General features: G+C 62.1%; 11 protein-coding genes. 4 read left to right on the top strand and 7 right to left on the bottom strand.

The features are described 5' to 3' along the window. Positions 1 to 104: 104 nt before the first annotated feature. Positions 105 to 497 carry a 30S ribosomal protein S9 gene (gene rpsI, locus J5M58_RS09390; protein ID WP_003260797.1) on the bottom strand — a complete coding sequence of 131 codons (393 nt, stop codon included), beginning with the start codon at positions 495 to 497 and terminating at the stop codon, positions 105 to 107. Positions 498 to 511: 14 nt separating this feature from the next. Next, positions 512 to 940, bottom strand: coding sequence for a 50S ribosomal protein L13 (gene rplM, locus J5M58_RS09385; RefSeq protein ID WP_003260798.1), 429 nt, complete (start codon positions 938 to 940; stop codon positions 512 to 514). A gap of 256 nt (positions 941 to 1,196) precedes the next feature. On the opposite strand from rplM, the gene J5M58_RS09380 reads away from it, so the two are divergent. Together J5M58_RS09380 and J5M58_RS09375 are read left to right on the top strand one after the other, a co-directional pair. Further along, positions 1,197 to 2,237 (top strand): NADP(H)-dependent aldo-keto reductase, encoded by a 1,041-nt coding sequence (locus J5M58_RS09380; RefSeq protein WP_207877964.1) that lies wholly within the window; start codon positions 1,197 to 1,199, stop codon positions 2,235 to 2,237. A 279-nt stretch (positions 2,238 to 2,516) separates the two neighbouring features. Next, the gene (locus J5M58_RS09375) at positions 2,517 to 3,437 is read left to right on the top strand and encodes a GlxA family transcriptional regulator (protein WP_177421376.1); all 921 of its coding nucleotides are present in this window, start codon (positions 2,517 to 2,519) and stop codon (positions 3,435 to 3,437) included. 116 nt (positions 3,438 to 3,553) lie between these two features. Here the strand turns inward: J5M58_RS09375 and zapE are convergent, their stop codons facing one another. From zapE to J5M58_RS09360, 3 genes are all read right to left on the bottom strand, one after another. Continuing rightward, a complete protein-coding gene (zapE, locus tag J5M58_RS09370) occupies positions 3,554 to 4,648 on the bottom strand; it encodes a cell division protein ZapE (protein ID WP_112250287.1) in 1,095 nt (364 codons plus the stop codon). 204 nt (positions 4,649 to 4,852) lie between these two features. Continuing rightward, the gene (locus J5M58_RS09365) at positions 4,853 to 6,202 is read right to left on the bottom strand and encodes a tryptophan--tRNA ligase (protein ID WP_112250285.1); all 1,350 of its coding nucleotides are present in this window, start codon (positions 6,200 to 6,202) and stop codon (positions 4,853 to 4,855) included. A gap of 25 nt (positions 6,203 to 6,227) precedes the next feature. Continuing rightward, positions 6,228 to 6,863 carry an alpha/beta hydrolase gene (locus J5M58_RS09360; RefSeq protein ID WP_112250283.1) on the bottom strand — a complete coding sequence of 212 codons (636 nt, stop codon included), beginning with the start codon at positions 6,861 to 6,863 and terminating at the stop codon, positions 6,228 to 6,230. Between the two features lie 135 nt (positions 6,864 to 6,998). On the opposite strand from J5M58_RS09360, the gene J5M58_RS09355 reads away from it, so the two are divergent. After that, entirely contained in the window at positions 6,999 to 7,436 is a 438-nt protein-coding gene (locus J5M58_RS09355) for a YhcB family protein (RefSeq protein WP_085626500.1), read from the top strand. A 162-nt stretch (positions 7,437 to 7,598) separates the two neighbouring features. Here the strand turns inward: J5M58_RS09355 and J5M58_RS09350 are convergent, their stop codons facing one another. Next, positions 7,599 to 8,795: a methionine gamma-lyase gene (locus tag J5M58_RS09350; RefSeq protein ID WP_112250281.1), complete on the bottom strand. Its 1,197-nt coding sequence runs from the start codon at positions 8,793 to 8,795 to the stop codon at positions 7,599 to 7,601. A 127-nt stretch (positions 8,796 to 8,922) separates the two neighbouring features. On the opposite strand from J5M58_RS09350, the gene J5M58_RS09345 reads away from it, so the two are divergent. Next, the gene (locus tag J5M58_RS09345) at positions 8,923 to 9,402 is read left to right on the top strand and encodes an Lrp/AsnC family transcriptional regulator (protein ID WP_085626497.1); all 480 of its coding nucleotides are present in this window, start codon (positions 8,923 to 8,925) and stop codon (positions 9,400 to 9,402) included. Between the two features lie 241 nt (positions 9,403 to 9,643). On the opposite strand, the gene cysN is transcribed toward J5M58_RS09345, so the two are convergent. Further along, complete coding sequence (gene cysN, locus J5M58_RS09340) at positions 9,644 to 11,545, bottom strand: sulfate adenylyltransferase subunit CysN (RefSeq protein WP_112250277.1); 1,902 nt, start codon at positions 11,543 to 11,545, stop codon at positions 9,644 to 9,646. Positions 11,546 to 11,548: the final 3 nt, after the last annotated feature.

Below are 11,548 nucleotides of genomic sequence, written 5' to 3'. Positions count from 1 at the left end.
GCGTCTATGCGACAAGTGGTCACTGACATGCTGACAGGTTAGTTCAAGACATAAAAAAAGCCCGCTTCCAAGGAACCGGGCTTTTTTCGACTGCCGAAGCGGTATTAACGCTTGGAGTACTGAGGACGCTTACGCGCTTTACGCAGACCCACTTTCTTACGCTCGACTTCACGAGCGTCGCGGGTGACGTAGCCAGCACGACGCAGAGCGCCACGCAGGGTTTCGTCGTATTCCATCAGAGCGCGGGTGATACCGTGACGGATCGCACCGGCTTGACCGCTGACACCACCACCGGAAACGGTGACGTAGATGTCGAACTTCTCGACGGTTTCGGTCAGCTCGAGTGGCTGACGAACAACCATGCGAGCGGTTTCGCGACCGAAGAACACGTCCAGAGAACGGTTGTTGATGGAAATGTTACCAGTACCCGGACGCAGGAATACGCGAGCGGTTGCGGTCTTGCGACGGCCAGTGCCGTAGTTTTGAGTCGCCGACATAATGAACTATCCCGTTAGATCTTCAGTTCTTGAGGCTGCTGAGCAGTGTGTGGGTGAGCAGCACCCGCGTACACTTTCAGCTTGCGGTACATGTCGCGACCCAGCGGGTTCTTCGGCAGCATGCCTTTGACCGCAGTTTCGATAACACGCTCAGGGGCCTTGGCGATCAACTTCTCGAAGTTGATTTCCTTGATACCGCCTGGGAAACCGGAGTGGGAGTAGTACATCTTGTCGGAAGACTTGGCACCAGTCACACGAACCTGCTCGGCGTTGATAACGACGATGTAGTCGCCGGTGTCAACGTGAGGGGTGTATTCTGGTTTGTGTTTGCCACGCAGACGGCTAGCGATTTCGGTAGCCAGACGACCCAGGGTCTGGCCAGCGGCGTCGACTACGAACCACTCGCGCTTTACTGTTTCCGGTTTAGCAGTAAAAGTTTTCATTCTCTAAAGCCTCAGAGGCCGCCCAGCGAAAAATAGACGGCGAATCTTACTGGATAGTGCACAGCTTGCCAAGGGCAAGCGCGCAGCCGAACGCTGACGCTTTGGGGGCTCGGGTCAGGCACGCCAATGTTCGACGGGGTTCTTCCTGCGTGGTGGTGCATCACTTCCGCCACACGGAGAGCTGCCGAATTATCCAGATTGCGCGAAAAATTTCAACCTGCTTTGATGTTTTCATTTGCCAAGGAGTGTCTATCCGATGGAATACCGCCAGCTCGGCCGTACCGACCTCAACGTCAGCGCCCTGTGCCTGGGCACCATGACCTGGGGCGAACAGAATGACCAGGCCGAGGCCTTCGCGCAGATTGCCCGGGCCAAGGCCGCAGGGGTCAACTTCATCGATACCGCCGAGATGTACCCGGTACCGCCCCGCCCCGAAACCTACGCCGCCACCGAGCGCATCATCGGCAACTGGTTCAAGGCCAATGGTGATCGCGACGAGTGGGTGCTGGCGAGCAAGGTCGCAGGCCCCGGCAACGGTATCAGCCACATTCGCGACGGCCAGCTCAAGCACAACCGCCAGCACATCGTCGCGGCGCTGGACGAGAGCCTCAAGCGCCTGCAGACCGACCGCATCGACCTGTACCAGTTGCACTGGCCGGAGCGCAACACCAACTTCTTCGGCAAGCTGGGCTACCAGCACCTGCCACAGGACCACTTCACCCCGCTGGAAGAAACCCTCGAAGCGCTGGACGAGCAGGTACGCGCGGGCAAGATCCGCCACATCGGCCTGTCCAACGAAACGCCGTGGGGCACCATGAAGTTCCTGCAACTGGCCGAAAGCCGTGGCTGGCCGCGGGCGGTGTCGATCCAGAACCCGTACAACCTGCTCAACCGCAGCTTCGAGGTGGGCCTGGCGGAAGTCGCCATCCGCGAGCAATGCGGCCTGCTGGCCTACTCGCCGTTGGCGTTCGGCATGCTTTCGGGCAAGTACGAGAACGGCGCACGGCCGGAGAAAGCGCGCCTGACGTTGTTCAGCCGCTTTGCCCGCTATTCCAACCCACAGACCGTGGCGGCGTGCAGCCGCTATGTGCAGCTGGCTCGCGAGCACGGCCTGGACCCGGCGCAGATGGCCCTGGCGTTCGTCACCCGGCAGCCGTTCGTGACCAGCAACATCATTGGCGCGACCAGCCTGGAGCAGCTGGACAGCAACCTGGCCAGCCTCGAGCTGAGCCTGAGTGATGAACTGCTGGCGGCGATCGAGTCGATTCACCAGGAGCAGCCGAACCCGGCGCCTTGAGCGCAATAATATTGTACCGCCCTCTTCGCGGGTAAACCCGCTCCCACAGGGTCCCCCGCAGCCCTCAAGACCTGCGCGACACTTGTGGGAGCGGGTTTACCCGCGAAGAAGGCCACGCGGTGCAGCAGGCTAGACACAGTCGCCAAAAAATAAGACGATCCAGCCGGTGATTGACCACTCTACCCTATAAGAACAATGACAATGATGTTTACCCAACCCTCGACGTCGCTGCGGCGTGTCAGCATCCTGGCCATTGACAAGGTGTTCGCTTCGACCTTGATGCAGGCCAAGGATTTCTTCCACCTCGCCAGCTTGCGCTACAGCAAACAGCTGGGCCTGGGCCTGCAACCCATGTTCGAGATCCGCCTGGTGAGCCCGGACGGCCAGCCCGTTGACAGCTTCAGCAATGTGCAGTTGCCGGTCGAAGGTGGCCTTGACGACGCCGATGTGATCATCCTCCCGGCCTTCTGGGACGACTTCGACAACCTGCTGCAACGTTATCCACAGGTGCTGCCGTGGCTGCGTGAACAGCATGCGCGTGGCGCGGTGCTGTGCGCCGAGGCCAGTGGCGTGTTCTGGCTGGCCGAGTCCGGCCTGCTCGACGGCAAGGAGGCGACTACCTACTGGCGCTTCTTCACCAGCTTTGCCGAACGTTTCCCGAAGATCCGGCTGAATCAGGACAAGCACCTGACCGACGCCGACAATATCTATTGTGCTGGCGGCGCCACTTCAGCCTGCGATCTGTACATCTACCTGATCGAACGCTTCTGTGGCGCCAACGTGGCCCGCGCCGTGTCCCGCGACATCCTCTACGAAGTGCAGCGCAACTACACCCCGGGGCGCATGGGCTTTGGCGGGCAGAAGTTGCACCAGGACCTGATCATCCTGCAGATCCAGCATTGGCTGGAGGAACACTTCGCCGACAAGTTCCGCTTCGAGGACGTGGCTCGCAACCACGGCATGAGCATTCGCAATTTCATGCGCCGCTTCCAGGGCGCCACGGGTGACAAGCCGCTGCATTACCTGCAACGGTTGAGGATCGAGACGGCCAAGGGGCTGCTATCGAGCACGCGCAAGAGCATCAAGACCATCAGCTATGAGGTCGGCTATGACGATGCCAGTTTCTTTGCGCGGCTGTTCCGCCAGCATACCGAGTTGTCGCCGAACCAGTATCGGCAGCAGTTCATGCAGGAGGCTTGAGGACAATGGGGCTGCTTTGCAGCCCATCGCGACACAAGGCCGCTCCTACAGGGGATCGCGTATCCCCTGTAGGAGCGGCCTTGTGTCGCGATGGGCCGCAAAGCGGCCCCAGAATGTTACGGCTTGTGAGCGCGCGCCAGGAACTCGTGCGACTGCATCTCCAGCAACCGGCTCAGGGTGCGCTGGAACTCGAAGGCCAGGCGCCCACCGGTATACAGGTCCTTCAGCTCCACCTCGGCCGAGATGATCAGCTTGACGTTGCGGTCGTAGAACTCGTCCACCATGTTGATGAAGCGGCGGGCGATGTCATCGGTGGTGACGCCCATCTGCTCCACGTTGCTCAACAGCACGGCATGGAAGATCTTGCCCAGTTCGATGTAATCGTTCTGGCTGCGAGGGCCGTCGCACAGGGCGCGGAAGTCGAACCAGGCCACGTCGTCACAGGTAAGCAGGGCATTGATCGGTCGATTCTCGATCATCAGCACGTCGTTCTCGACCGCCTGGGTGCACTCGGGGGTCAGTGCCTTGAAGCTAGCGCGCAGGCTCTGGTGCGCTGCTTCATCGAGCGGGTAGTGGTACAGCTCGGCCTGTTCCAGGTGACGCAGGCGGTAGTCGACCCCGCTGTCGACGTTCACCACCTCGGTGTACTGCTTGATCATGGCGATGGCCGGCAGGAAGCGCGCGCGCTGCAGGCCGTCCTTGTACAGGCCGTCCGGCACGATGTTGGAGGTGGCCACCAGCGATACGCCGTTCTTGAACAACTCTTCCATCAGGGTGCCGAGGATCATCGCGTCGGTAATGTCCGACACGAAGAATTCGTCGAAACAGATCACCTTGGCTTCTTCGCTGAAGCGCTTGGCGATGATGGTCAGCGGGTTCTTCTCGCCCTTGAGGGTTTTCATTTCCTCGTGCACACGCTTCATGAAGCGGTGGAAGTGCGTGCGCATCTTCTGCTTGAACGGCAGCGCCTCGAAGAAGGTATCGACCAGGTAGGTCTTGCCGCGCCCTACCCCACCCCAGAAGTACAGGCCCTTGATCGGGGTCTGCTCCTTCTTGCCGAACAGCTTGCCGAATACGCCCGGCTTGTTGTTCTGCGCATGTACCAGGTCGTCGTACAGGCGCTGCAGGTGACGCACAGCAGTTTCCTGCGCCGCGTCATGGAAGAAGTCGGGACGTTTCAGATCTGCTTGATATCGTTCTAGGGGCGTCATGATTCGTTAGCGAGGCAACAAAAAACGGGCCGTCACTGTAGCGACAGGCCCGCTTAATGGCAATGCGACTTGCGTCAATATGCCTCATTTACGCTGTATGGCACCGGCGTTGCCGGTGTTCGCGGGTGAACCCGCTCCCACAGGAGAAATACCTGTAGGAGCGGGTTCACCCGCGAATAGGCCAGTACAGGCGGGTGCGATATTTCAGTCCTGCTGTGGTGCCAGGGCTACACGCAGGCTTTCGATGGCCGCATCACGGGCCTCGGCGCTGTCGAACTGCGGCCCGTCGGCAACCTGCTCGCCGTTCAGCCACAGGCCGAAGCCCAGGCCTTCGACGCGCACATCCGCCTCGCCACCCTGCTGCAGCTGCTTGCTCACGGCGCCGGCGCTCTTGCCGTCGGCGAAGCTGCGCGACAGCAGCAGTTGTTCGCCATCAGCGGCCAGCAGACGGAAGCGGAAGCTGCCGTCTTCATCACGGAAGCTGACGAAACGCGCGCTCTTGGCGGCCTTCTTCTTCACTTCGGTGCTGGCCTGCACGCTGCTGCGGAATGACCGCAGGCCAACAGCCTCGCGCAGCTGCTCGAGGAACGGCGTGGCGATCTTGCGGGCCTTGGCGGCGCCAGCCAGCAGGATGTCTTCCAGGTCCGCCGGGCGGGCGATCAACTGGTGGTAGTACTCGCGCTTCTCGGCCAACTGGCCGTCCAGCAGCTGGAACAGGCGCTGCTTGGCCTCGCCCCAACCCAGGCCCTGCAGCAGCTCTTCACGGAACTCGGCGCACTGCGCCGGCGTCGAGAAGGCCTGGAACAGGGTGAACAGGTGCGCGTTGTCCGGGTCTTTCGCTTCGCCAGGCGCACGCGAGTCGGTGACGATGCGCGAGATCGCGTCTTTCATCTCCTTGGCGCTGGTGAACAGCGGGATGGTGTTGTCGTAGCTCTTGGACATCTTGCGCCCGTCCAGGCCCGGCAGGGTCGCCACGCTCTCTTCGATCACCGCTTCCGGCAGGGCGAAGAAGTCCTTGCCCTGGCCGAACAGGTGGTTGAAGCGCTGGCCGATGTCGCGGGCCATTTCCACGTGCTGGATCTGGTCACGGCCGACCGGCACCTTGTTGGCATTGAACATCAGGATGTCCGCAGCCATCAGCACCGGGTAGCTGTACAGGCCCATGGTCACGCCGGCATCCGGGTCTTCGCCGTTTTCCAGGTTCTTGTCCACCGAGGCCTTGTAGGCGTGTGCGCGGTTGAGCAGGCCCTTGGCGCTGACGCAGGTCAGCAGCCAGGTCAGCTCGGGGATTTCCGGGATGTCGGACTGGCGATAGAAAGTCACCTTGTCCGGATCGAGGCCACCGGCCAGCCAGGTAGCGGCGATTTCCAGGCGCGAACGCTGGATGCGCAGCGGGTCGTCGCACTTGATCAGGGCGTGGTAGTCGGCCAGGAAGTAGAACGAGTCGACACCGGGCTGCTGGCTGGCACGGATCGCCGGGCGGATGGCGCCGGCGTAGTTGCCCAGGTGCGGAGTGCCGGTGGTGGTGATACCGGTGAGAATGCGCGTGGTCATGGGTGTTCGCTTATTCAGGCTTGGCTCAGTTCGAAAGGCGCGGCAGCAGCAGATCCTTCAGATCAGTCAGCTTGCCATGGAAGAAGTGTCCGCATTCTGCCACTTTCAGCAGCTCATGGGGGCGCGACAGGCTGTCGGACCATTCGTAAACCAGCTGCGGCGCAACCACTTCGTCAGCGTCCGGCTGCACCACGGTGATCGGGCAGCGCTGTGGCAGCGGGTATTCCGGCGTCAGGCGCATCACCGCCGGGGCGATCATGAACAGCTGCTGCAGCTCTACTCCAGCGGCCTCCAGGCGGCCGGCCAGGCTGGTGGCGACGAAGCCGCCGAACGAGAAGCCCATCAGTACCAGCGGCAGGCCCAGATGTTTTTCGCGCAGCCAGGCCGCAGCGGCCTCGGCATCGGCCACCTCGCCGGCGCCCATGTCATGGCTGCCGGCGCTCTGGCCGACGCCACGGTAGTTGAACCGCAGGGTCACGTAGCCTGCGTCGCGGGCGGTGCGTTGCAGGGTCGAGACTACCTTGTTGAGCATGGTGCCACCCTGGACCGGGTTGGGGTGGCAGATCAGCACCGCGCCACGTGCATTGGCCACGTCCAGGTACAAGGCTTCCAGCTGGCCGCTGGGGCCATCGATGAACAAGGGGGTTTCGCGGACAAGCAAGGCACTACTCCGTGACCTCGGGAGGGGTCGATTCGTCTAGGTGAGGAATTCTGTTCTGATTTGCGATCGCTCGCGGTATACAGCGCAGGTCTGAGCCGTTAACGTAAAGCAAAGCCGTTTATAGAGGAAGGACTCGTGGAACTCTCGCTCCTTGTTTGGTTGTTGCCGACCCTGGCCCTGGTCATCGGCGTCGTGGTCGGTTTCGTCGTCGCTCGCCTGCTGCCCAATGCTGCGCCGAGCAGCACCCAGCGCCAGCTGGATGACATCCAGAAGCGCTTCGACAGCTACCAGAACGAAGTGGTCACCCACTTCAACAGCACCGCCGTGCTGGTCAAGAAACTGACCCAGAGCTACCAGGACGTCCAGGATCACCTGGCCGAAGGCGCCAACAGCCTGGCCCTTGATGACGTTACTCGCCAACGCCTGCTGGCTGCCCTGCACTCCGAGGGCGCGCAAGGCCCGCGCGACCGCCTGACCCCGCCGAAGGATACCGCCGAAGTGCCACGCGACTATGCGCCGAAAGCGCCGAACTCGCCGGGCATGCTCGACGAGAGCTACGGGCTCAAGCGCTGATCTGCCGAACATGAAAAAGGCCTCGCTAGAGGCCTTTTTTGTGGGCTGGTTTTACTGGCCTCTTCGCGGGTAAACCCGCTCCCACAGGTTCTGCACAGGTTGCACATACTGCGGTGTACCTGTGGGAGCGGGCGTGCCCGCGAAGAGGCCAGCCCAGGCCACCTAGCTGCAAGCCTGCAATGCCTGCTCGACATCCGCCAGCAGGTCCTCCACATCCTCGAGCCCCACCGACAGGCGCACCAGCCCTTCCGAGATCCCGTGATGCGCCCGCTCCTGCGGGGTATAGCTGGAATGGGTCATGCTCGCCGGGTGCTGCGCCAGCGACTCGGCATCGCCCAGGCTCACCGCGCGGGCGAACAGCTGTAGCGCGTTCATGAAACGCCGGCCAGCCTCGATACCGCCCTTGAGCTCGAAGCCAATCATCCCGCCCGGCAAACGCATCTGCCGCTGCGCCAGCTCGTACTGGGCAAACGACGGCAACCCCGGGTAGTGAATCAGCTCCACCTGCGGCTGCCGAGCCAGGAACTCAGCCACCTGCAGGGCATTGGCACAATGCCGGTCCATGCGCAGGGCCAGGGTCTTGATCCCGCGCATCAGCAGTGATGCGTCATGCGGCGATAGCACCGCCCCCGTCATGTCCTTCAGCCCTTCCAGGCGAATGCGGTCGACCAGCGCCTTGCGCCCCACCACCAGGCCGGCAGTGATATCACCGTGGCCACTTAGGTACTTGGTCGCCGAATGCACCACCAGGTCCGCCCCCAGCTCCAGCGGCCGCTGCAGGTAAGGCGTGCAATAGGTGTTGTCGACCACCACATGCACATCATGCCCGCGCACCGCCTCGGCCACGGCGGCGATATCCACCAGTTGCATGTTGGGATTGGCCGGCGTTTCAAAGTAGATCATCCGCGTTTTGCTGTTGATCGCCGCTTTCAAGGCCTTGGCATCGTTCAGGTCGACATGGCGAATCTTCACGCCGAACTCGCCAATGCCATGGTGCAGGAAGGCAAAGGTGCAGCCGTACAGTGTGCGCCCGACGATCAACTCATCGCCGGGGCGCAGCAAGGTCCAGATCGTCGAGGTGATGGCGCCCATGCCCGACGCTAATGCCAACCCCGCCTCGCCCCCCTCCAGCGAGGCCATGCGCTGTTCCAGCAAAGCCAGGGTAGGGTTGGAGATACGGCTGTAGAAATGCCCCGGTTCTTCTCCGGCGAAGCATGCAGCGCCATATTCCACAGTTGGGAAGGCGTAGGTGGCGGTCTGGTACACCGGCGGCACCAGGGCGCCACCGTGAGAAAGCGGGTCGTAGCCATGGTGAATGGCCCGCGTGGAAAAACCGGTGTTGTTATGGGAGTCGCGCATGGCAACAGCCTCTTGTGGTTTGCTATAAGCTTATGCCACCGAGCTGCCCGATTTTTTCCAAAATGGCCCACGCATCCGCGTGCTTGTTGGAACAAAAACAATAATTACCGGATCAGGAGGGCAAAACATGCCTTCGAGCCTCGACCGCACCGACCGCGCCCTGCTCGCTGCCCTGCAGGACAACGCCCGCCTTACCGTTGCCGAACTCGCCGACCAGGTGGCGCTGACTACCTCGCCGTGCTGGCGGCGAGTCAAGTTGCTGGAAGACAACGGCTACATCACCGGCTACCAGGCCATCCTCTCGCCCAAGTCGCTGGGGTTTGGCGTGACCGCGTTCGTCAGCATCATGATGGACTCGCACACCAAGGACATGGCGCTGGCGTTCGAGCGACGGCTGATGGAAATTCCCGAGATTGTCGCCTGCCACAACATTTCCGGGCGCTATGACTTCCTGCTGGAGATCCTGGCGCGGGACCTGGAGTCGTTCGGCGAGTTCACCCGGGAGGTGCTGCAGCGATTGCCAGGAGTGAAGGAGATCTATTCGAGTTTTTCCTACAAGGCGGTGAAGGAACGGCGGGTGATACCGGTGTCAGAAAAACACATCTGAACAACTTGCGCGCTCCGTTTGGGAGCAACTGTCTTGCTAAAAAATCCACAAGTTTGCGCAGTCCCTGTGGGAGCGGCTTTAGCCGCGAACACCGGCACAGCCGTTGCCATCCATCGCGCCGCCTGCTTCGCGGGTGAACCCGCTCCCACAGGTACAGTGTGAGGCCGAAGCATGCGCTCTATCTGCGGGAACGAGAAACAAAAAACCCCGCCGAAGCGGGGTTTTTCTTGCAGGCTAACGCTTAGATCGCGCCGCGCTGACGCAGCACATCCAGCACCTGTTTCACGCCTTCTTCCACGCTGGTGGCCTGGGTGTCGATCACAAGGTCGGCGTCCAGCGGCACATCGTACGGGAAGCTTTCGCCCGGGATGTTGTCGCCACCGGCAGCGTACAGGCCTTGCGGGTCGCGCTCACGGCAAGCCAGCGGCGAGGCCTGGACGTAAACGGTCACCAGGCGCTCCTTGCCGATCAACGCCTTGGCCTGTTCGCGGCCTTCGGCATCCGGGGCCACGAACGCGGCCAGGGTCAGCAGGCCGGCTTCGTTGAACTGGCGCGCCACATGGGCGGCGCGGCGCCAGTTCTCGGTGCGGCCGGCGCGGTCCTGTGGCAGGCCCTTGTTCAGGTCGTGGCGCAGGTTCTGGCCGTCGAGCACGTACACCGCACGGCCCATGTCGAACAGCTTGCGCTCCACGGCATAGGCCAGGGTGCTCTTGCCAGCGCCGGACAGGCCGCTGAACAGCACGGTGGCAGGCTGCTGGCCGAAGCGCAGGGCGCGCTCTTCGGTGGCCACATGGCACAGCTTGCCATGATGCCCGGTGCTGCCGTGCGGCAGGACTGGCGGAGCGATGATCATGCCGGCGCCGACGGTGCCGTTGGTCAGGCGGTCGATGACGATGAACGCACCGGTGGTGCGGTTGCTGTCGTAACCGTCCAGGGCGATCGAGGTGTCCAGGGACACCTTCACGCGGCCGATCTCGTTCAGTTGCAGCGCGCTGGCAGCGCCCTGCTCCAAGGTGTTCACATCGACCTTGTGGGTGATGCTGGCAATCGAGCCCGGCACGTAGCTGGTGGCGCGCTTGATGTCGTATTTCTTGCCCGGGAGCATCGGCTCTTCGGCCATCCACACCAGCATGGCGTCGAACTGGTCGGTGACAGGCGGGACGTTGTCGGCATGCACCAGCAGGTCGCCACGGGAGATGTCGATCTCGTCTTCCATGGTCAGGGTCACGGCCTGGCCAGGGCCTGCGTTTTCCAGCTCGCCTTCGTAGGTGACGATGGACTTGACGCGGCTGCTCTTGCCCGACGGCAGCACGACGATTTCGTCTCCCTTGTGCACCACGCCGCTGGCGATGGTGCCGGCGAAGCCACGGAAGTTCAGGTTCGGACGGTTGACGTACTGCACCGGGAAGCGCAGGTCGGTGAAGTTGCGGTCGGCCGACACTTCGACGGTTTCGAGGATTTCCATCAGCGTCGGGCCGGCGTACCACGGCGAACGCTCGCTGTGGTTGACCACGTTGTCACCCTTGAGCGCCGACATCGGCACGAAGTGCAGGCTGCTCGGGGTCAGGTTGATGGCTTCGGCGAACTTCAGGTAGTCGGCCTTGATCGACTCGAAGACGTCCTGATCGAAGCCCTTGAGGTCCATCTTGTTGACCGCGACCACGATGTGCTTGATGCCCAGCAACGAGGCAATGTAGCTGTGGCGGCGGGTCTGGGTCTGCACGCCGTAGCGGGCGTCGACCAGGATGATCGCCAGGTCGCAGGTGGACGCGCCAGTGGCCATGTTGCGGGTGTACTGCTCGTGGCCCGGGGTGTCGGCAATGATGAACTTGCGCTTGGCGGTGGAGAAATAGCGGTAGGCGACATCGATGGTGATGCCCTGCTCGCGCTCGGCCTGCAGGCCGTCGACCAGCAGCGCCAGGTCGACTTCCTCGCCGGTGGTGCCGACTTTCTTCGAATCACGGGTGATGGCCTCGAGGTGGTCCTCGTAGATCATCTTCGAGTCATGCAGCAGGCGCCCGATCAGGGTGCTCTTGCCGTCATCCACGTTACCGCAGGTGAGGAAACGCAGCAGTTCTTTACGCTCGTGCTGAGCCAGATAAGCGAGGATGTCTTCGCTGATCAAATCGGATTGGTGCGACATGGA

The sequence above is a fragment of the Pseudomonas sp. 32_A genome (assembly GCF_017490905.1).
GTDB lineage: Bacteria > Pseudomonadota > Gammaproteobacteria > Pseudomonadales > Pseudomonadaceae > Aquipseudomonas > Aquipseudomonas inefficax.
The sequence above is the reverse complement of the archived record's forward strand: the minus strand, read 5'-3'. Positions and strand labels throughout refer to the sequence as shown.